General features: G+C 70.4%; 17 protein-coding genes, 1 pseudogene and 1 CRISPR repeat array. Of the genes and pseudogenes, 12 read left to right on the top strand and 6 right to left on the bottom strand.

The window, feature by feature from the left end; genetic code table 11:
- Positions 1-39: 39 nt before the first annotated feature.
- The 8 genes from ACF053_RS27725 (at position 40) to ACF053_RS27690 (ending at position 8,326) form a co-directional block, all read left to right on the top strand.
- Positions 40-801, top strand: coding sequence for a type I-E CRISPR-associated protein Cse2/CasB (locus ACF053_RS27725; protein WP_391956503.1), 762 nt, complete (start codon positions 40-42; stop codon positions 799-801).
- Between the two features lie 74 nt (positions 802-875).
- Entirely contained in the window at positions 876-2,057 is a 1,182-nt protein-coding gene (gene cas7e / locus ACF053_RS27720) for a type I-E CRISPR-associated protein Cas7/Cse4/CasC (RefSeq protein WP_391956502.1), read from the top strand.
- Positions 2,054-2,902, top strand: coding sequence for a type I-E CRISPR-associated protein Cas5/CasD (cas5e, locus tag ACF053_RS27715; protein WP_391956501.1), 849 nt, complete (start codon positions 2,054-2,056; stop codon positions 2,900-2,902). The genes cas7e and cas5e overlap by 4 nt, the downstream gene beginning before the upstream one ends.
- Positions 2,899-3,567, top strand: a complete 669-nt coding sequence (cas6e, locus tag ACF053_RS27710; RefSeq protein ID WP_391956500.1) for a type I-E CRISPR-associated protein Cas6/Cse3/CasE — start codon at positions 2,899-2,901, stop codon at positions 3,565-3,567. Before cas5e ends, cas6e begins: the two co-directional genes overlap by 4 nt.
- The gene (gene cas1e / locus ACF053_RS27705) at positions 3,564-4,538 is read left to right on the top strand and encodes a type I-E CRISPR-associated endonuclease Cas1e (RefSeq protein WP_391956499.1); all 975 of its coding nucleotides are present in this window, start codon (positions 3,564-3,566) and stop codon (positions 4,536-4,538) included. The genes cas6e and cas1e overlap by 4 nt, the downstream gene beginning before the upstream one ends.
- Before the next feature lie 19 nt (positions 4,539-4,557).
- Positions 4,558-4,866, top strand: a complete 309-nt coding sequence (gene cas2e, locus ACF053_RS27700; protein WP_391956498.1) for a type I-E CRISPR-associated endoribonuclease Cas2e — start codon at positions 4,558-4,560, stop codon at positions 4,864-4,866.
- Positions 4,867-4,884: 18 nt separating this feature from the next.
- A CRISPR array of direct repeats spans positions 4,885-6,019; the repeat unit is 29 nt; unit sequence GTCCTCTCCGCGCGAGCGGAGGTGAGCCG.
- A gap of 320 nt (positions 6,020-6,339) precedes the next feature.
- Positions 6,340-7,170, top strand: coding sequence for a hypothetical protein (locus ACF053_RS27695; RefSeq protein WP_391956497.1), 831 nt, complete (start codon positions 6,340-6,342; stop codon positions 7,168-7,170).
- Positions 7,139-8,326, top strand: coding sequence for a B12-binding domain-containing radical SAM protein (locus ACF053_RS27690; protein ID WP_391956496.1), 1,188 nt, complete (start codon positions 7,139-7,141; stop codon positions 8,324-8,326). Before ACF053_RS27695 ends, ACF053_RS27690 begins: the two co-directional genes overlap by 32 nt.
- On the opposite strand, the gene ACF053_RS27685 is transcribed toward ACF053_RS27690, so the two are convergent.
- Complete coding sequence (locus tag ACF053_RS27685) at positions 8,318-9,313, bottom strand: hypothetical protein (protein ID WP_391956495.1); 996 nt, start codon at positions 9,311-9,313, stop codon at positions 8,318-8,320. The two genes, ACF053_RS27690 and ACF053_RS27685, sit on opposite strands and share 9 nt — an antisense overlap.
- Positions 9,314-9,811: 498 nt before the next feature.
- Entirely contained in the window at positions 9,812-10,159 is a 348-nt protein-coding gene (locus tag ACF053_RS27680; RefSeq protein ID WP_391956494.1) for a hypothetical protein, read from the bottom strand.
- A 20-nt stretch (positions 10,160-10,179) separates the two neighbouring features.
- On the opposite strand from ACF053_RS27680, the gene ACF053_RS27675 reads away from it, so the two are divergent.
- Positions 10,180-10,500 carry an NUDIX domain-containing protein gene (locus ACF053_RS27675; protein WP_391956525.1) on the top strand — a complete coding sequence of 107 codons (321 nt, stop codon included), beginning with the start codon at positions 10,180-10,182 and terminating at the stop codon, positions 10,498-10,500.
- A 370-nt stretch (positions 10,501-10,870) separates the two neighbouring features.
- Here the strand turns inward: ACF053_RS27675 and ACF053_RS27670 are convergent, their stop codons facing one another.
- From ACF053_RS27670 to ACF053_RS27655, 4 genes and pseudogenes are all read right to left on the bottom strand, one after another.
- Positions 10,871-11,542: a hypothetical protein gene (locus tag ACF053_RS27670; protein WP_391956493.1), complete on the bottom strand. Its 672-nt coding sequence runs from the start codon at positions 11,540-11,542 to the stop codon at positions 10,871-10,873.
- A 495-nt stretch (positions 11,543-12,037) separates the two neighbouring features.
- Positions 12,038-12,949: pseudogene (locus ACF053_RS27665) on the bottom strand (helix-turn-helix domain-containing protein).
- The gene (locus ACF053_RS27660; RefSeq protein ID WP_391956492.1) at positions 12,862-13,185 is read right to left on the bottom strand and encodes an alpha/beta fold hydrolase; all 324 of its coding nucleotides are present in this window, start codon (positions 13,183-13,185) and stop codon (positions 12,862-12,864) included. The pseudogene ACF053_RS27665 and the gene ACF053_RS27660 overlap by 88 nt, the downstream one beginning before the upstream one ends.
- 116 nt (positions 13,186-13,301) lie before the next feature.
- Complete coding sequence (locus tag ACF053_RS27655) at positions 13,302-15,545, bottom strand: glycoside hydrolase family 9 protein (protein WP_391956491.1); 2,244 nt, start codon at positions 15,543-15,545, stop codon at positions 13,302-13,304.
- A gap of 1,252 nt (positions 15,546-16,797) precedes the next feature.
- On the opposite strand from ACF053_RS27655, the gene ACF053_RS27650 reads away from it, so the two are divergent.
- From ACF053_RS27650 to ACF053_RS27640, 3 genes are all read left to right on the top strand, one after another.
- Positions 16,798-18,225, top strand: coding sequence for a non-reducing end alpha-L-arabinofuranosidase family hydrolase (locus ACF053_RS27650; protein WP_391956490.1), 1,428 nt, complete (start codon positions 16,798-16,800; stop codon positions 18,223-18,225).
- An 88-nt stretch (positions 18,226-18,313) separates the two neighbouring features.
- Positions 18,314-19,960, top strand: coding sequence for a glycoside hydrolase family 27 protein (locus ACF053_RS27645; protein WP_391956489.1), 1,647 nt, complete (start codon positions 18,314-18,316; stop codon positions 19,958-19,960).
- An 18-nt stretch (positions 19,961-19,978) separates the two neighbouring features.
- Positions 19,979-21,103 carry a ricin-type beta-trefoil lectin domain protein gene (locus ACF053_RS27640; protein WP_391956488.1) on the top strand — a complete coding sequence of 375 codons (1,125 nt, stop codon included), beginning with the start codon at positions 19,979-19,981 and terminating at the stop codon, positions 21,101-21,103.
- Positions 21,104-21,121 lie beyond the last annotated feature (18 nt).

The following is a 21,121-nucleotide window of genomic DNA, read 5'->3' as shown; positions in this document are numbered from 1 at the left end:
GGCCTGGCCGCACCTGCCTGCAGCAAGGAGAGGCAAGGGATGACCAGCACCGCATCAGCGACCCCACCGGACAGTACCTCCCCCTCGGGACCGGTGCTTCCCCAGCAGCGGGCGGCGCGCGGCGAACGGCGGGAAGAAACCTTCGTCGCCCGCATCACGACGCTGTGCGCGGACCCCGGCGCGCGCACCGCGCTGCGCAGCGGCCTGCGCAAAGACCTGGACGCCGTACCGCGCATGCACAAGCTCGTCGCGCCGTGGCTGCCGCAGGACCACACCCCTGAGGACGTGCAGCGCGCGTACTACGCCGTCGCCGCGATGATCGCCGCCCAGCCGCGGTTCGCGTTCACCGCGGCCCGGGAGCCCGACGCGGCGGGCGACAGCGACACCGCCACCGCGGGCGCTGACACTGCAGGCGATCCCGCGGCAGCGGTGCCGGCGACCGACACCCGGGCCAGGCGCTCGGGATCCAGCCTGGGGGCGGCGTTCGCCGCGGCCGTCGGCACGGGCCGCGACAGCCAGATGAGGGAGGCCTCGGCCGAAGCGCGCCTGAACCTGCTGACCCGCCAGAGCCTGCCCGGCCTGCACCGCCACCTGCCCGCCGCGGTCGCCTACCTGCGCTCACTCGACGTCGACGTCGACTTCGCCCAGTTGCTGTCCGACCTCGCCCACTGGCAGCGCCACTCGGGCCGCATCGCCCGCCGATGGCTGCAGGACTACTACCGCCTGCGCGCCCAGGCCGAACGCGCCAAGGCAGAACAGCGCGACGCGGAAGCCATCGCCGACACGAGCGCCGCCGAATAACCCGCCCACGGCCGGCCGCCCACGGTCCCGCCGCACAGCCCTGCCCGCACGCTCACCTCAAGGGAGACACCCGCATGTCCGCAACGCCGGCTCGCTTCATCGACATCCACATCCTGCAGTCCGTGCCGTTCGCCAACCTCAACCGCGACGACACCAACTCCGTCAAGACCGTCCAGTACGGCAACACCCTGCGCACCCGGGTCAGCAGCCAGTCCTGGAAGCGCGCGGTGCGGACCGCGTTCGAGGAGCACATCGGGCAGGCCGCGCTGCGCACCCGACGGATCGGGGAGCGGGTCACCAGGCTGCTCCACACGCGCGACGGCTGGCCCCTGGAGCTGGCCCAGCGGGCCGGCGGGCACGTCGCCGCCGCCTCGAGCATCAAGTTCGAGCTGGCCAAGGACCCCAAGGACGCGAAGCAGATCGTGCCGAACAAGGTCTTGACCAACGCGATGGTCTACGTCCCGGAGTCCGCCGTCGCCGAGCTGGCCGACCTCGCGATCGAGCACCGCCAGGAGTTGCAGGCCGCGAAGGACATCAAGAAGCCGGCCGACAAGAGCGTCCTGCCCAAGGACCGGGTCGAGGCGATCCTGCGCTCCCGCAACGGTGTGATCAACCTGTTCGGGCGGATGCTCGCCGAGGTGGACGACGCCGCCGTCGACGGAGCCGTCCAGGTGGCCCACGCCCTGACCACACACATGACGGACGTCGAACTCGACTACTTCTCCGCGGTCGACGACGTCACCGCCTCCTGGGCCGACGCCAAGGGCAGCGGCCACATGGGCCACGCCGAGTTCAGCGCCGGCACCTTCTACCGATACGCCACCCTCGACCTGCGCGACCTCACCCGCAACCTCGACGGAACCAGCAGCGAGGTACGGGAACTCGCCCACGCCTTCCTGCACGCCTTCATCGTCTCCCTGCCCCAGGCGAAGAAGAACTCCACCGCCCCCCACACCATCCCCGACCTCGTCCACCTCACGGTCCGTAGCGACCGTCCCCTGTCCTACGCGGCCGCCTTCGAACGCCCCGTCACCGCCGCTCCCGAATGCGGCTACGCCGCACCCTCCCGCCAGGCCCTCGCCGCCTACGCCCGCGCGGCCAACACCATGCTCGGCACCCGCAACATCCTCACCAGCGGCTGGACCAGCCTGGAGACCAAGTCCCTCGACGGGCTGGGCACCCGCCACGACGCCTACGACGACCTGCTCACCGCCGCCCTGGACACCGCCCTCACCCACCAGGCGGAAACCGCATGACCACCACGCCCCGCCCCACCCCCGGCCTCCTGCTGCGACTCGCCGCTCCCCTGCAGTCGTGGGGCCGCCACAGCCACTTCAACGAACGCGACACCGCCCCCTTCCCCACCCGCTCCGGCCTCATCGGCCTGCTGGCCTCAGCCCTCGGACGCGCCCGCCACGAACCGATCGACGACCTGGCCACCCTGTCCCTGACCGTGCGCACCGACCGGCCCGGCGTGCCGCTGCGCGACCTGCACACGGTCGGCGGCGGGCTTCCCGCGCGGGCCACCGTCACCACCGCCGAGGGCAAGAAGCGCAGCGGCGACACCACCACACTCCTCACCCACCGCACCTACCTGGCCGACGCCGCCTTCACCACGGCACTCACCGCCACCGACACCACCCCCACCGACCTCCTGCCGACCCTGGCGCAGGCACTGCTCACGCCGCAGTGGCCGCCCTACCTCGGCCGGCGCTCCTGCCCACCCGAAGGGCCCCTGCTCCTGGGCGCCAGCGACGACGCCCTGCACCACCTCATCCACCTGCCCATCGCCGCCCCACCCCCGCCCGCCGACCGGGACCCCGGCGTCACCTTCACCTCCGACCAGCCCCTCAGCCGCCTCCCCGTACCCGACCACCTGCTCACCGAGGACGCCGGGGACGGCGACACCCCGGCCGGCGCGATCAACGACCAGCCCACCACGTTCCACCCCCGCCGGCGCACCTACAGCTCCCGCCCCGCCTACCAGCGCACCCTGCACCTGCCCACCGCCCAGTACACCGGCCTGGGCACCGACCACCTGACCGCCCTGAGCACCTACACCACCCACCACCTCAACCACCCGGAAAGGAGCCGGCCGTGACCGTCTACCTCACCCGGATCGTCCCCGACCCGCGCTCCCGCGACGCCCGCAGCGACGCCCGCAGCGCCGTCGACACCCACCGGCGCCTCATGTCGCTCTTCCCCGACCACACCGGCCCCGACCCCCGGGCCCACTTCGGTGTCCTGCACCGCACCGACGACACCCCCACCGGACCCCACCTCCTCGTGCAAAGCACCCACCACCCCGACCTCGCCCAGCTGCCCCCTACCTACGGCACAGCCCTCACCCGCCCCCTCGACCCCCTCCTCGACGCCCTACGGCCCGGCCTCACCATCCGCTACCGCTGCGTCGCCAGCCCCGTACGCAAACCCGGCGCCACCACCCGCGCCCTCTACAACCTGCCCCCCGTCGTCGCACTGACCGGAACCGCCGCCGAAGAATGGTGGCTGCGCCAAGCCGACAAGGCCGGCCTCAAAACGCTCAGCCTGCACTCCACCCCCCTCGACGCCGCCCACGGAACACGCACCCCCCGCGACAGCACCCACACACAGCGCATCAACCACAAACGCACCCGATTCGACGGCACCGCCGCCGTCATCGACGCCGACCAGCTCCGCACCGCCCTCACCAACGGCATCGGCCGCGGCAAGGCCTACGGCTGCGGACTGCTCACCATTGCCCCCACCCGAACCGCACACCCATGACGACCCCAGCCCGAACCCACGCCCGCCGCAAACTGGCCGCCCCCACCGTCGCGATGCTGCCCCGCATCGCCGACTCCCTGTCCTTCCTCTACCTCGACATCGTCCGCGTCCGCCAGGACGACACCGGCGTCCTCGCAGAGGTCACCACCGAACGGCGAGGCACCGAAACCGTCTACCTCCCCACCGCCGCCCTCAGCTGCGTCCTCCTCGGCCCCGGCACCTCCATCACCGCCCGCGCCATGGCCACCCTCGCCCGCCACGGCACCACCCTCGTCATCACCGGCGCCGGCGGCGTCCGCTGCTACGCCGCCACCCTCCCCGACTCCCTCACCACCACCTGGCTCGAGCGCCAAGTCCGCCTCTGGGCCGACGACCACCAACGCCTGGCCGTCGCCACAGCCATGTACGAAAAGCGCTTCGGCGCCGGCACCGTGGCCCCCGGCGCCAACCTCGACACACTCCGAGGCATGGAAGGCCAGCGCGTCAAAGCGCACTACCGCCTTCTGGCCCAGCAGTACAAGATCGGACGCTTCCGGCGCTCCTACGACCCCGCCGCCTGGGACGACCAAGACCCCGTCAACCTGGCCCTTTCCTCAGCCAACACCTGCCTCTACGGCATCGTCCACGCCGCGATCACCGCACTGGGCTGCTCGCCCGCCCTTGGCTATGTGCACAGCGGCAACCAACAGGCGTTCGTCTACGACATCGCCGACCTCTACAAGGCCGAGCTCACCATCCCCCTCGCCTTCTCCCTCCACGCATCACCGCAGCCGGAAGGCGACGCACGCCGATCCTTCCGCGACGGACTGCGCCTGTTCAAACTGCTGCCGCGCATCGTCACCGACATCCAGTCCCTCCTCGCCCCCGGCCACAAGCACGAAGCGCCGGACCCCGAGGAACAACTGGTCAACCTGTGGGACCCCGTCAGCGGAGCGGTCCCCGGAGGGGCCAATCACGGAGCCCGTCCATGAGCCACGGGGGCGGCACACCATGGCCGCGATGACGCTCATCTCCCTCACCGCAGTGCCCGACCACCTGCGCGGCGCGCTGACACGCTGGCTCCTCGAGGTCACGCCCGAGCTGTACATCGGAACGGTGTCAGCACGCGTACGCGAAGAGCTCTGGTCAACCGTCACCGCAACAGTCGCAGACGGCACGGCCGTCTTGGCCTACCCAAGCGACAACGAGCAAGGCTTCACCCTACGTACCGCTGGGGGCCAGCGCCGGTCCCCCATCGACTTTGATGGCCTGACACTCATCGGCTACAACCCAGGCAAAGAATCAGCAAAGCCCACCTAACGCTCCAGGTCAGAAAGGGTCCTCTCCGCGCGAGCGGAGGTGAGCCGTGGGCACCCGCAGCCTCCAAGCTCACACGGCAGGGCTACAGTCCTCTCCGCGCGAGCGGAGGTGAGCCGCCGCTGCCAGAGGACACGTACGAGACGTTGGAGTCCTCTCCGCGCGAGCGGAGGTGAGCCGGCCGCCCGCGCACGGGAGCGCAACGCCCCCGGGTCCTCTCCGCGCGAGCGGAGGTGAGCCGCGTTATCAACCCGTTATCTCAGAGTTCGGCTTGTCCTCTCCGCGCGAGCGGAGGTGAGCCCCCTCCGAGCTGCCGAGCACGCGCCGTGAGCGAGTCCTCTCCGCGCGAGCGGTGGTGAGCCGGGGGTGGTCGCTGAACGGGCGGGGCCCGGCCGGTCCTCTCCGCGCGAGCGGAGGTGAGCCGACACGGCAGTTAACAACCCGCACCCCCGACGAGTCCTCTCCGCGCGAGCGGAGGTGAGCCGTCGGCGGGGTCGAGCACTGGCCCCGCGCCGCTGTCCTCTCCGCGCGAGCGGAGGTGAGCCGGCCGCTGGGGGAGTGGCACCACCACCGGCACGGTCCTCTCCGCGCGAGCGGAGGTGAGCCGGACGCCGTCGGGGTGGTCGATGGCGGCGAACCGTCCTCTCCGCGCGAGCGGAGGTGAGCCGACCGGCATGCTGGACCAGATCCTGGCCGGCGCGTCCTCTCTGCGCGAGCGGAGGTGAGCCGGATCCCCAGGTCTGGTACCTGGGGAGCGCTGGGTCCTCTCCGCGCGAGCGGAGGTGAGCCGGCATCAACGCGCGCTTGGACAAGGTCGTCACAGTCCTCTCCGCGCGAGCGGAGGTGAGCCGACGGTGTCCGGACTACCCCCGCGGCTGCGGGATTCCTCTCCGCGCGAGCGGAGGTGAGCCGGCGGAGTTCGACCCCGAGCACACCACGCACAGGTCCTCTCCGCGCGAGCGGAGGTGAGCCGAGGCTCACTGGTCGTCCTTCGTGCGTTCTGGGGTCCTCTCCGCGCGAGCGGAGGTGAGCCGACCGCGTCGGCCACCGCGGCGACCAGCGCCGAGTCCTCTCCGAGGGAGCGGAGGTGAGCCGCTCGCCGCGCACGGGCCGCTCATGGCGCTGGTGTCTTCTCCGCCCGAGCGGAGGTGAGCCGGTGCTGGGGCGGATCGGGGTGGCAGGGCGACTGTCCTCTCCGCGCGGGCGGGGAGGAGCAATTCCTGCGGACCGAGTGGAACACCCCGCCCGGGCAGGTCGTGGAGCGCGTCGTCGATAACGCTCTGCAGGTCTTGGTCAGCGGGCTGCCTATCTGGTCGTAGGAGTCCCGCTGCGGCCCCTCGGTACCGGCCTGATGGTGATGCCCGGGAACTGGGTGGAAGCGTTCCGGCTGAAGCAGGGCTGGTTTGGTTCCGGTCGTGAGTCCGACAGCGGCATGCTGGGCGGGCAACGGTTGTCAACTCGCCGAGGAGTAGCGCGATGAGCACCATTTTGACCACCGACCATCCCGCCTGGATGAGGGGGGATGACGGCGTGCTGGCGCGCGCCGTTCGAACGGAGGGCGGGACCTGGGTGGCCGTCTTCGGCCAGGCTGGGTTGTCGCTGGCGTGCACGGGGGGCACCGAGGACGTCAAACCGCAGGTCGTCACGACGGACCCGGTCACCCTCCCGACCAGTGTCCCGGGCGAATTGCGCGTCGTACTCGCCGGCCTCGGTCCGGTCGTGCGGCTGGCCAATCCTTCGCTGTGGGATGCCGTTACCACGGCGGTCTTGCGGCAGATCGTGCGTGCCGAGCAGGCTCGGGCGCTCTACGGCCGCTGGTGCCGGACGTACGGGACTGCGGTGGTCGCCGGTGGTCGGACCCGGTACCTCGTGCCGACGCCGCAGCAGGTTCTCGCCTTCGGCGACGAGGAGTTCACGGCGGTCGGGGCAAAGTTGCACCGGCCCAAGCTCCGGTCGGCTGCGGAGGCGATCCTGCGCCACGAAGAGGATTGGGCGCAGCTGGCGCCGGTCGAGCTCGCCACCGCGCTGATGGCCATCTCTGGTATCGGTCCGTGGACTGCGCACGCTGCCGCGGCCGACTACAGCGGCGACTTCTCGGTCTATCCGCATAGCGATCTCGCTGTGCGTACCTGGGCGGCGCGTATCGCACCGTCACAGGACTGGCCGCTTGACGACAAGTCCGGCCGATCTTTCGAGAAGCGCTGGCGCCACCTGGCCGGCCCCGCGCCTGCCGACCTGCACACGCTCACCCTGGCCACACTCACCTGGGGGACACATGCCCGCAGCACTGAGCGCACCGGTCCCTGACCGCACCCTGGTAGCCGGAGCCGACCCGCACCAGGCGCTCGACTGCCTGTTCGTCAACGCCCCGCTACGCGACTACGACCAGCGCCCCCGGGTCAACGACTACACGTTGCCGGTTTTAGGCATGGGGTACATCGCCGGCGTCGCCCACCTTGCCGGGCTCAACGTCGGCGTCCTGGACGCCGAGGCTCACGGCCTGGGCATCGGGCGCACCGCGAAGGTCGTCAACCGGTTGCGGCCCCGGTGGGTGGCGTTCAACCTGCTGGCGCCGACGTACGACCTGACCGCCCGGATCGCCGCCGCACTGGACCCCTCGATCCTGGTCATGGTCGGCGGGCACCACGCCAAGGCCACCCCGACCACAGTCCTGCGCGATACACGGTTCCACAACATTGCCGCCATGATCGTCGGTGAGGGCGAAACCCGGGCCACGCAGGTCCTCCGCGACGTCCACCGCCGCCAGGACCTGCCCCAGGTGATGTGGCGCGACGCCGGCCACAAGCACCCCAAGTACAGCATCGCCCACGGCGAGACCCGGTCGTGGCTGGCTCCCGACATCAACACCCTGCCGTTCGTCGACCGCCGCTTCCTGCCCCAGGACCCCTACCGCGCCGAGGACGGCCGCCTCGAGGCGAACCTGGTGTGCTCGCGTGGCTGCCCGTACGAGTGCACCTTCTGCGGGGCGGCGGCGTCCATGAACCCCGACGTGACCATCCGCACCCGGGACCCGCGCAACATCATCGACGAGATGGACCAGCTCCACGACCAGTACGGGGTGACGGCGTTCCGCGCGGTCGACGACCTCTTCCTCGGCGCTCGCCGTGTCATCCACCCCGCCCTCAAGGCGTTCGCCGACGCCCGCGTCGGGGAGCGGTACGTGTGGGACGCGACCGGCCGCATCAACGTACTGGACCGTGAGGACGACGGCGTTCTGGCTGCGTTACGGGCCAACGGCCTGCGGGAGGTCGCCCTCGGCATCGAGTCCGGCGCCCCCAGGATCCTGACGGCGATGGACAAGCGCATCACCCCCCAGATGACGCTGTCCGTCACCGGCGGGGACTTGCCCGCTGACCGGGTGTTCCATCCGGTTGTCGACCTGCGGGAAGACGAGGAGACCGTCGCCCTGCTGCTGGCCGGGGAGACGCATGGTTCAGCTTGATGGTCCTCCACCCCAAGGATCGTCAAGCACCGCTTCGGGGATGTTCGCCGCGAGCATTTCGTCGATGCAACTGCGCAGCCCGACGCCGGTGGAGTCGATCCAGGTGAGCCATGGCACCGGCTGGAGCAGGCCGTCGTATTGACGGGTGCCGGGGTCGGTGAGGAAGGCGCGGAGCTCGTCGGGGGCGGGGTCAGTGACCAGGCACAGCCAGGCCAGGCCGGCGCCGATGCGGACCTCGGGAGGTCGTCCGGGATCCGACCACAGGCCCCGGGCCCACTTGGGAGCATGTTCGTCCTGGTGTTCGCGGGCGAGTTGGGCGATCGCCAGGATCAGGCTCACCTGGACTACCGCATCGTCTTCCTTCGCCAGCCTGGACTGCAGAGCAGAGGAGACGTGTGAAGGCCCGTCGGTCGACGCCGCCAGAACGTACGCGGTCACGGAGCGGACCTCGGGGTCAGGGTCGGAGAGAAGCGGGAGCAAAAGGTGCAGGTCGTCCATGACGGCCTGACGGGCGGCCTGGATCGTCCAGTCCACCGGGCACATCGTGCTGCCCTCGATCATCAGCGGCTCCTCGGCGACCTGGAGCAGGCCTTCCCGCGATCCGTCCCCCATGTGCTGACACCGGCCGATCTCGGCGACCAGGCGAAGGGTCTGCGCACGGAGTTCGGGGCGCGCGATCGCCGCGATCCGGAGCAGGAACGGCACCGCCAGTGCTCCCACCGCGATCGTGCTGCCCTGGTGGTGAAGACTCGTCCAGAGCTGCCACAAGGCTCTGTCGGCAGCTTCGGTGACCTCGGACGCGAGCCTGGTGAGCAGGCCGGGGATCTCCTCGCCCGGGCCGTAGAAGTGCCGGAACCGCTGCCAGGGGATCTCGTCGTACCTGAAGCCGTCCTTGACCTCCCGCGAGATCGCGCTGACGGCCGCCCGCACGTCGCAGTCCGTGCCGACCCATCGCTCCGGCCAGTCGTCCCAACGGTCGTCGTCCATGGCTTGGCCTTCCAGTCCATCGACAGCATCCGAACGCCGGGAGTCTAACGACCGGTGATCAAGGGACGGACCGCTCTGCCGCACTCCGGTGGCAACGCACCAAGGCGACGTCATTTCTCGTGAGCATCTGCAGCACTCAAGATCGCCAACTGCTGCCCAAACTGCTGATCAAACGCTGCTACTTCACGGGCTCTGGTCCACTTCTTGTGTCGTGTACGCAGCGTGACGATTGGTCGTCGTTCGATGGCGGGTGACATCGCCCGAAAATCGACCTGCCCGAGGGTGACGGCGTCGACAGTTCTGCGTTGTGAACAACGCGTGGCCGCAGCTGACAGAGCTGCTGGTCGGATCGGTGAAGAACATGTCGGTGGGGTCGTCCACGTGGCCGACGCTGTCGTAAGAGTGGAGGCCAGGTCCACGGCCAGACGGGCGGCCTGTCCAGGCTGGAGGTGCTGGTCGAGTCGAATACACGGCTCTTACCTGCGGTTTCCCCGAGATCTACCCACGGCTGGCAAACTCGTCATCATGTCGTTGCGGGTGCGCCTGTTCGTCTGCGCCGAGGGCTCCTGCCCGCGTAAGACGTTTGCCGAGTAGATGCCCGGCCTCACCCGTCGATTCGCTCGCCGGACGGAACGGCTGCGATCGACCCTCGTCTCGGTCGGTCTCGCGCTCGCAGGACGGGCCGCCTACCTCGACCAGCACCCCGAGGACAAGCGCGAGATCGGCGTCGTCCTCGGCCTCCTCGACGACGGCGACGACCTCACCAGCCGCACGACCTTGCCCGGCCACGTCACCGCCGGAGCGATCCTCGTCAGCCCCGACAGCCGCATCCTGCACGTTCTCCACATGCGACCCAAAAGTGGCTCCTGCCCGGCGGCCACCTCGAAGTCTCCGACGCCACCCTTCTCCAAGCCGCCGGACGCGAACTCGCCGAGGAAACCGGCATCTCGCCCCACGTCATCACCTCGCACGGAGAGATCCCGCTCCACATCGACACCCACCCCATCGACACCAACCCCGCCAAGGACGAGCCCGGCCGCCAGCACTTCGGCTTTCGCTTCCTCTTCCGCACCATCGCCGACATCGGCGAACTCCAGACCGAAGAGGTCTCGGGCGCCACCTGGCGCAACCTCGAGGAGCTGTCCGATGCCCAGCTGCGGCAGCGGATCACAGCGACCCTTCGTTGAGTACCGCGACATAGTCGGCCTGGACGGCGGCTGCACATGCAGCCCTGACGCGAAGCCCCGGCGGCCACTGACCTCGGCCGCCGGGGTAACACTTCCTGGGCAGACAGTCGCTTCGACACCGGATACGTCGGCGCCACGGACGATCAGACACGCCGGTTCCTGGGGGAGTACCTGGCTGAGCTGAACACCGACGGGCTGTAGGGGGACTCAAGCCGAACGCACAACGCCCCTGTGGCGAAGTCCGGTGCCGAAGCACTGCCGGCCGCTCCCCGGACCAGGGACGCCGTTGCGATGGCCTACTGGGCGGAGCACCTCGCGTCTCCATGCACCGGTCGCCAGCGCACCGCATCGCTCGTCCGACGGCTGCGGGCTACCAGTACGGGCGCTGCTTCGGCGGCACGGTTGGCGAGGGCGAGCGCAGGGTAGCCCCAGGGCCACGCCGCTGGTGCCAGCTGACCGGTCTCCGGGCGGAAGGCGACGGCCTGGAGCGGCCGACGCCGATCGACAGGCCCACGGTGATCAGAAGGAACAGCACGTTGCAGGTGCCCAAAATCCATGCCGGGATGGGGCCGACATCGGGGCGGTGGCCCAGGCGTGAGGGCGCCCGGGCATCGGGATCGATCGTGACCAGCACCCGCTCACCCACCGTCAGCCGCGTGGTGCCCGCGTCCAGGTGACGATGCGGGTGGTCCCCGCGGACGGCCAGGTCATAGGTATACGTGGGGCCAACCTCGACCCCTCCGCTGCCAGAGAGCCGGTGCACCTGTTCCTTCCTCACCGTGGCTGTCACTTCCAGGCCGCGGTCGTGCAGCGCCTGGCGCTCCGCGGTGAGGGTCCCGGTGACGACGTGCACCGCGACCACCAAGGCCATCGCCCAGCCGATGAGGCTGTACTCCGCCCCGGTCACCGCCCAGGCCGCCAGCCCCAAGGCAGCGCCCCCGCACAGAGCGACCAGCACAGCCCACCGGACATCGTGCGCGTAGGCCACCTGCTCGTACCACGTCGTGCTCCAGATCAGCAGGGAACCGGACGCCAACCCCATGGCGAGGCTGGGTACCATCCCCACAAACACCGGCTTCCGCACAGCCTGCCCCCGGACTCGTTCCGCCGCACACCGTCTCGCCCCACAGCGTCGCGCAGGACGCGGTGGCGCGCCAGGGTCGTCGTCGAGAGGCGAGGGCCGCCGCCGGGAAGGGCGGGCCGACGGGCGAGGCGTCCGCGGCCACCCCCGGACCCGGACGAGCCGCCGCGCACCTGGGCGCCGGCGACTGATGTCGTTCACGCTCCGGTCGGATCTCATGTGGGGCCGGTGGTCCGATCGAGCGCGGCGCTCTGACGGCGGCTGGACGCCGAGACGCCGCGTCGGCGGCGGCAGGCCGGACCGGCCACCACAGAACCGGAGAGTGGCAGGGGCACGGGTTCAACGGTGCCTGCGCTGCGTGCCCCCTGCGGCCGCGGCGGTCTTTGACGCCCCGGCGCCGCCTCCACCCTGCGGCTGGCCGGGTGAGCGTCTTCTGCACGGTTCGAGATGTGGTGGTCAGTATGGAGCCGGCGGACCGGACTGGCCGCGGCGATCAGGGGCGGTTCGCCGCTTCGATGTACGACTTGGGGCGTCGGTGATGAGCAGGCGGGTGCTGGCAGGGTCGAGGACCTGGGCCTGGAGATGGGCGTACATCACGCTGTAGTGCCGCACGTCGGACGGCTTCTGCAGGTAGAGGTCGCTAGTCAACCGCCCAGATACACCACCCCCGCCTTGGGGCTGTCGGCGAACCCCACGATGGAGAACTGCCCTGACAGGCCCGGGTGAGCGCCGACGGCGAGGGGGAGGACCTGCACGGTGACGTTCGGCTCGGCGCCGAGCGCGTTCAGGTGCTCCAACTGTTCCCGCATCACGTCCGGGCTGCCGACGATACGACGCAGGACCGACTCGTCCAGGACAACCCACAGCCGCAACCGGCCCGCCGGGTCGTAGATCCGGTGTTGCCGGCGCAGCCGCACCTTCAGCCGTGCGGCGGCCTGCCCGGCAGTGAGCCCGGGAACCGTTTCCCCGATGACCGCATGGCGTAGGCCGGGGTCTGCAAGAGATCACGGATCACCATGGGCTCGTAGGCGTGGACCGAGGCGGCGTCCGCCTCCGGGCCGATGTATACGTGATGGGGGAGGTCGCCATAGGCATGCACCACCCCTGCTTGCCGGATTCCCTGGCCATCTCCATCAGTGCGTCGACGACCTGCTGGTTCGTCACCGCGTGGAGCGCGCACAGGGCGCGCACATCGCGGGGACTGATCGCGCGGCGGCCGTTCTCCAGGTAACTGATCTTGGGCTGGGAGACCATCAGCCGCTCAGCCACCTCTGTGCTCTTCAGCCCACTGGCCTGGCGGAGCCGGCGCAGCTCAGCTCCCAGGCGACGTCGACGTCTCCTGACGGTGGGATTGATGCTTGTCGCCACGGGCGGGGTACCTCCGGCTCCACGTCATCGGCGTGGTGCCGGTAGAGCTCCAGCACCACGGTCCGGCCCCAGGACAGACCGGGGACGTGCGCCGGACCCAGGTATACGTCCTCGACGACCGCCGCCAGACAGGCGACGAGCGTGAACTCGTCGGCCAGGTCCTCGGCCTGCGGGCGGAACAGGTGGGCGTCCGTCGTGGCGCCGTACGCGAGCACGACGGGTGGGCCCCGGCCCACCGGTCGTACGCGACCTCGGTGCCGTCGACCCGCACCGCTGGCATGCCGCCAGTACGCGCGCGTGCCGGGGGCGTCCTGTCGGCGGACTCCCCCGGCACACGGCCTGTCACCGCTGCCTAACCCTGGTCCGCCACGAAGGAGGCCATGCGGGTCAGGGCGGCGTTCCAGTTGATCGTGTGCTCGTTGGTCGACCAGGACTGGATGTCGTCGATGTAGCAGAACTGGCCGACGCAGCCCTGCAGTTTGCTCTGCGCGTAGGGGTCCTGGATGCTCGAGTTCGGCCCGCCCGCGAGGGTGCCCTTCGGCGGGTTGGGCTGGTTCGGGTCGAGCTGGCGGGCGTACCAGCGGCTGTGCTGGTTCTGCGCGCTGACCTCGCCGTAGCCGGTGACGTAGGAGATGTTCAGGGCGTTGCGGCCCAGGATGTAGTCCATGCTCTGCAGCGCGCCGTCGCGGTACTTCGAGGCGCCGGTGATGTCGTACGCGGTGGCGAGGACGACGGCGATGTTGAGGACCTGGTGACTGGAGCCCCAGTCGTAGACGTTGCCGTCCGGCGCGTACGGCATGCCGTAGGGGTGTGCCTTCAGGGTCGCCAGATGGCGGTCGGCGCCCTTGACGACGGACTGGCGCACCCTGTCCCGGCCTGGCAGCTTGTTGGGCACCGTCGCGAGGTCGAGGCGTCCCGCGGCCCCGGTGCGAGCCCAGTCGAAGCCGAGTGGCTGGAAGAGGTCGGCCCCGTGGACCGGAGACTGCAGGACGTACTCCCGGAACTGCCTCTCACCCGTGGAGAGGTACAGCTCGGCGGCCGCCCAGTAGAACTCGTCGGCGACGTCACGGTCGGGGTAGGCACCGCCGCCGATGCCGTCGTTCTCGGAGGCATAGCGGTCGGGGTGGGCGAGCGCCGCCGACCAGGCCTTGCGGGCGGCCGCCAGGGCTCGGCCGGCGAACGCCTTGTCGTAGGGCCGGTACAGGCGGGCCGCCTGCGCGGCCGTCGCGGCCAGGTTCAGGGTGGCGGCGGTGGACGGCGGGTGCAGTTCGCGCTTCTGCGGGTCGTCGCTGGGCAGCATCGGCAGGCCGGTCCACTGTTCGTCGTGCATCTTGTGGTGGACCATGCCGGCCAGCGGCTTGCCGTCCGGCACCTGCATCCTGAGCAGGAAGTCCAGCTCCCAGCGCGCCTCGTCGAGGAGGTCCGGCACCCTGTTGCCGCTCTCGGGGATGTCGAGCGTGCCATCGCCGAGCTTGTCGGCGTCGCCGGTACGGGCGTGCAGCGCGCGCTCGTAGGTGCTCAGCAGCTCCCAGGTGGATATGCCGCCGTTGACGACGTACTTGCCGTGATCACCGGCGTCGTACCAGCCGCCGCTGACGTCCAGCGAGTAGTCGCAGACACCGGGCTGACACGGCACGTCGGTGTCGCCCTTGTTGGGTGCCACGCCCACGTGCCCGGCCGGGCGGCCGTAGCCGGGCCGCAGGTCGTCGCGTATCGCGATGCCGCTGCGTTGCGTGTAGTAGTACTTCGCCGAGTCGAGCCGGAGCCGCTCGTAGGCGCTCGCGTCGATGTCGAAGGGCCGGCTGGTCTCGCCGTCGGCGACGAGGGTGAGACCCGAGCCCTTCTTGCGGTACGCGCCGAAGTCGATCGAGTGGACGTTCTGCCCGGAGGAGGCGTCGAGGCCGCGCGGCACGGTCGTGCCCCGGGCGACCACCGTCCCGCCGGAGTTCTTGAGCTCCCAGGGCAACTTCGCCGTGGCATCGGTGACCACCGTGGCGTTCTTCGGCCCGGTGGGCAGGTAGGCGACCTGGTTGACGCGGACCCGGGGGCCGGTGTCGGGCTCGTACGGTTCCGGCGCCACCCCGCCCAGGAGCGAGACGTCGTCCATGCAGAAGCGCCAGGCGTCCGCGCTGCCGCCGAGCTGGAAGCCGACTTGGCCCCGGTCGGTGTCGACGGGCGAGGTGAAGGTGTAGGAGTAGGTGTCGCCGGAGACGCTGAGCTGCGGTGTCACCTCGTGGTACGTGTCGTACGGTTCCACCGACAGGCCCACGATCGCCCGGACCACGTGTCCGGCGGGTGTCCCGGTCGCGCTGAAGGAGAAGCGGTAGGACTCCCCCTTCACGAGGGTGATGTCGTTCTGCCCGACGGCGGCGTCCCAGCGGTTGGTGGTGCCGCCGGGGACGTCGGCGCAGAGCCGCCCGTCGGACAGGCCGGCGGTGACGTTGGGGGTCGTCCACCACGGATCGGTGGTGGTGTCGAAGGTGCCGTTCCTGACCTGCTCGGTCTCTTCCGCCCCGGCCGGCGCCGAGGGCAGCGCGGTGAGGGCCGTCGCCAGCAGGGCCGACAGGGACAGCAGGGCGGTTCTGCGTCTTTTCACGACTGGGCTCCTCTGGGGAGGGGCGGGTGACGCTCCGCGTGGGAGCGCTCCCAGTAGCTGACGCCTGCCATGGTTGTGGCTGATGTGACGCCCCGTCAACGGTCCGGACGGGACCGGCCGTCACCGGCTCCGTCCGGCCCGCCGCGCGCGAGGGGTCGGGTGGCCGGTGTCTCCAGGCGGTCGATGCGGATCGCGCCCCGGGCCTCGTCCGGGTGGCGGCTGGTCAGGGTGAGCCGGAGCCGCGAGCCGCGCACGGACGGTGATCAGGACGCGCTGTCCGAGACGGTGTGGCGCACGGCCCGCCCCCTGGGCTGTCGACCGCGAAGGCGGGACCGAAGCAGCCGACTGTTCGGACCGATCAGTCCGTCGGATATGAGGCCCGCGCGCCAAGGGGGGTCGGCGATCTCCCGAGCGTTCTTCGCCGCTGCCCGGGACGTGGGACCGAAGATCCCGTCGCAGGTCCATGCGGGGGTGTCTCTCCCGCTGACGGGCGAGTCGCAGACGAAGGGGTGCTGGAGGGCGCTTGCGAACTCCCTGGACGGTGGGTGAGCCGGTGACGGATGCGTGAAGCGTCCAGCCGCCCCTGCGGCCTGGAGTTGCCCCGGCAATCGGACACGTGGCGGCTGGAATTCTCCCACCCAGGGGAAGCGATCCCGGGTGACACGGCGAAAGAACCGTCCGGAAGAGTGCGAGCGGGATACGCCCGACTTCGTGTGTGCCACTCCGGACCGACGGCGAGTGCTTCCGGGTGCCTGCTCACCTCGCCCAGGAGTGGGGGTGTGAGGTTGCTTCCGGGGGTGGGGCGGTCCCCGTACGCCGAATATCCGATATGCCGAACAGGCCGAATGGTCCGACACGGTGGACGCTGAACGTAAACGGCACTCCATAACGAGGTCGACTTGTGTGACAGCCCGGCAATTCCGTTATCCGGGCGGGCTGCAATGCGTCGGAACGGACCTCGTCGGAAGCGTTGACGGAGTCTCGGCTCGAATCTATCTTCTGTACGAAGTGTCGCATGGTGTTCGTCATTTCGAACAATTGGGTCCTCGTTGCAGCGGTCGACCACGCGGACCGGTCGGGCCCGGAGGAGGACGCAGGTTTCACCGACAGCGGTGAGTCGAGCCCCGGAGGCGCGGTACGGCTTCGTCCGGCAGCGCCGGAGACCGGGAACCTCATGCCACCGCACCTCTGAAGGGGCCCGGTCCCGGGCCGGGGTCCTCGAACCGCTTACTCAAGGATGTGAGAGGTCACCATGCGCAGACGCCAAATTCGCCGCGGACACCGGTTCCTGGCGCTCCCCGCCGCGCTTGTGGCCCTGGCCGCGCTGGCGGCGACGCTCGTCGCGGGATCGGCCCACGCGGCCACCAGTGGCGCCCTGCGGGGTGTCGGTTCCGGCCGGTGTCTCGATGTGCCGGGCGCCGGCCGGGCCGACGGTACGAACCCGCAGATCTGGGACTGCCACGGCGGGACCAACCAGCGGTGGACGCTGACGGACGACGATCGGCTGACCGTGTACGGCGGCAAGTGCCTGGACGTTCCGGGACGCACCGCCACACCCGGGACCCGGCCGGTGATATGGAGCTGTAACGGCGGTACGAACCAGCGGTGGCGGGCCGGCGCCGACGGCACGATCGTCGCCGCGGAGTCCGGCTTGTGCTTGGACGTGTCGGGCGGTGGCGCGGCCAACGGCACCGCGGTGCAGCTGTGGAACTGTCACGGCGGCGACAACCAGAAGTGGACCGGCCTGTCCGAGCCGGGCGACGCATGTCCTCTCCCGTCGACGTACCGGTGGACCTCGACCGGCCCGCTGGCCCGTCCGGCGAACGGGTGGAGCGCGCTGAAGGACTTCACGACCGTGCCGTACAACGGCCGGAACCTGGTCTACGCGACCACGTCCGACGGTTCGTCGTGGGGAACGATGGCGTTCCGTCCCTTCACCGACTGGTCGGACATGGCGACGGCCACCCAGGCCGGGATGAACCAGGGCCTGGCGGTAGCGCCCAAGCTGTTCCACTTCGCGCCGAAGAACATCTGGGTACTGGCCTCGAACGGGTGGGGCACCGCCTGGCCCTTCACCTACCGCACGTCCAGCGACCCCACCGATCCCAACGGCTGGTCCGCCCCGCAGCCGCTGTTCACCGGCAGCCTCCCCGAGTCCGGCCCCATCGACCCGACCCTGATCGGCGACGACCGGAACATGCACCTGTTCTTCGCCGACGACACCGGCAAGATCCACCGGTCGACCCTGCCGATCGGGAACTTCCCGGGCAGCTTCGGTTCGTCGTACACGACGGTCATGAGCGACACCGCGAAGAACCTGTTCGAGGCACCGGAGGTCTACAAGCTCCAGGGACGGAACCAGTACCTCATGATCGTCGAGGCCCGGGGGACGAACGAGGACCGCTACTTCCGCTCGTTCACCGCCTCCAGCCTGGACGGACCGTGGACCGTCCAGGCCGGCAGCGAGAGCAACCCCTTCGCCGGCAAGGCCAACAGCGGTGCCACCTGGACCGACGACATCAGCCACGGGGACCTGATCCGCGTCAACGCCGACCAGTCCATGACCATCGACCCCTGCGACCTGCAGTTCCTCTACCAGGGCTACGACCCCGCCACACCTCAGGGCACCCCCTACCAGCGACTGCCCTACCGACCGGGCCTGCTCACCCTGCAGCGCTGACCTGCGGCCACACCCGAACACACGCTCATGACCTCACCGATCCGGCCCGCACAGCGGCTTCCGCCGTGCGGGCCAGGAAGGAACCCCCATGGTCTCCCTGCACGGACGATTACTGCGTCTCCTCGCGGCCACCGCGCTGACGCTCACCGCCTGCGTCACCGCCACCACCCACACGACCGCCGAGGCCGCGCCGGGCAGCCCGGCGCTCACCCCGCCGATGGGCTGGAACAGCTGGAACAGCTTCGGATGCGGCATCACCGAGGCCCAGGTCCGCCAGGCCGCCGACACGATGGTGTCCTCCGGCATGAAGGACGCGGGTTACCAGTACGTCGTCGTCGACGACTGCTGGTTCGACCCGCAGCGCGACGCGGCGGGCAACCTCCGGGCCAATCCGACCACGTTCCCCAGCGGCATGAAGGCCCTCGGGGACTACATCCACGGCAAGGGCCTGAAGTTCGGCATCTATCAGGCGCCCAACGAGCGCACCTGTGCGCAGGGCGTCGGCACCTACCCCGGCTCGACGGGCAGCAAGGGCCACGAGGCCCAGGACGCCGCCGCCTTCGCCGCCTGGGGCGTGGACTACCTGAAGTACGACTGGTGCTCCGGCAGCGGCACCCTGAGTGAACAGGTCGAACGGTTCACGATCATGCGTGACGCCCTGCGCGCCACCGGCCGTCCGATCGTCTACAGCATCAACCCCAACAGCTTCCACGCCCCCACCGGCGCCACCCACGACTGGGGTGAGGTCGCCGACCTGTGGCGGACGACCGAGGATCTGCTCGACATCTGGCAGAACACCAACACCAACAGCTACCCGATGGGCGTCGGCAACGTCCTGGACGTCACCGCCCCGCTCGCGGCGCAGTCGGGTCCCGGGCACTGGAACGACCCCGACATGCTGGTCGTCGGCCGCCCCGGCCTGTCCCTGACCGAGTCCCGCACCCACTTCGCCCTGTGGGCGCTGCTGGGCGCTCCGCTCATGGCCGGCAACGACATCCGCACCATGTCCGCCGACGTGAGCGCAATCCTGCGCAACCCCCGCCTGGTGGCGGTGAACCAGGACCCGCTGGGCGCGGGCGGACGCAGGGTGCGCGACGACGGCGGCACCGAGGTGTTCGCCAAGCCCCTGGCCGACGGCTCGGTCGCCGTGGGTCTGCTCAACAGGGGAGGGAGCCCCACGACCATCACCGCCACGGCCGCGCAGGTCGGCCTCGCCGGGCAGGCGTTCGCCCTCACCGACCTGTGGACCGGCGGTACGTCGAGCACCTCCGGCCGGATCTCCGCGAGCGTGCCCGCGCACGGTGTCGCCGTGTTCCGGATGGCCGGGGGAAGCCCGCTGGCCGCCACCACCGCACGTCTGCGCGGCACCGGATCAGGCCGCTGCCTGGACGTGGACCGCGCCTCCACGGCGGCCGGCACGAAGGCGCTGATCTGGGACTGCCACACCGCCGCCAACCAGCTCTGGACCACGTGGGCCGGTGGCGAGATCCGCGTCTACGGCGACAAGTGCCTGGACGCCGCCGGCCAGGGCAACACCAACGGCACGCCGGTCGTCATCTGGCCCTGCAACGGTCAAGCCAACCAGAAGTGGACCAGGCAGGCCGACGGGTCGGTGCGCAACGTCCACGCCGGTCTGTGCCTCGACGCCAACGGGGCCGGCACCGCCAACGCCACCCCCGTCGTCCTGTGGCCCTGCAACGGCCAGAACAACCAGAAGTGGACCACGCTCCCGTAACGCGAGAGAGGAAATCGCATGAGCAAGTCCTGGATGCGCCCATTGATCACGCTTGTCGCCGCCGCGCTCGGGGTGGCCGGGGTGACGGCGGCAGGGGCGGCGCCGGCCGGTGCGGCCTCCGCCGCCTCCGACACGCCTTTACGGGTCATGCCGTTGGGCGACTCGATAACCTGGGGCGTGGGAAGCAGTACGGGCAACGGCTACCGGGGCCCGCTGTGGGACAGGCTCGTGGCGGACGGCCACCCGGTGGACTTCGTGGGCACGGGGCGGGCCGGTTCGATGTCCGACCCCGACAACGAGGGCCACTCCGGATACCTCATCGAGCAGATCGCCGCGCTGGCCGACGCCTCGCTGACCCGCTACCGGCCCAACGTCGTGACGCTGCACATCGGCACCAACGACCTGAACCGCTCCCACCAGGTCTCCACCGCCACCGCCCGGCTGAAGTCCCTGGTCGACCGGATCACCGCCGCGGCCCCCGACGCCACCGTCCTCGTCGCCTCCCTGGTCGTGTCCACCAGCGGATCCGAGGAGCAGTACCGTGCCGCCTACAACCGGGCCATTCCCGGCATCGTGAGCGAGGCACAGGCCGCGGGCAAGCGGGTCGCGTACGTCGACATGAGCGGCCTGACCACGGCCGACCTGGCCGACGCCCTGCATCCCGACGACGCCGGCTACCGGAAGATGGCCGACGCCTTCCACCGCGGCGTCCGGGCCGTGGACGCCGCGGGATGGCTGAGGAACCCCGCCCCCGCCCCCGCACGCGTACAGTCCGGCATCACCGGCAAGTGCCTGGACGTCAGCGGCGCCGGCACCGCCGACGGGACCGCCGTCCAGACGTGGAGCTGCGGCGGCGGCGCCAACCAGTACTGGTCCGCCTACACCAACGGCACCCTGCGCTCCCTGGGCAAGTGCCTCGACGCCGCCGGCTGGGGCACCGCCAACGGCACCAAGGTGCAGCTCTGGGCCTGCCACGGCGGTGCCAACCAGGTCTGGCAGCCCTACAACGGCGGCTACCGCAACCCCGCCTCCGGACGCTGCCTCGACGTCCCGGGTTCCTCCACCGCCGACGGCACACAGCTCCAGCTGTGGGACTGCCACAGCGGCTCCAACCAGAAGTGGACCACCCTGACCGCCGGATGACCGCCGCTCCCGGGGATC

It is taken from the genome of Streptomyces kanasensis (assembly GCF_043077165.1).
GTDB lineage: Bacteria > Actinomycetota > Actinomycetes > Streptomycetales > Streptomycetaceae > Streptomyces > Streptomyces changanensis.
Note: the sequence above shows the minus strand (reverse complement) of the source record. Positions and strands in the feature narration are given on the sequence as shown.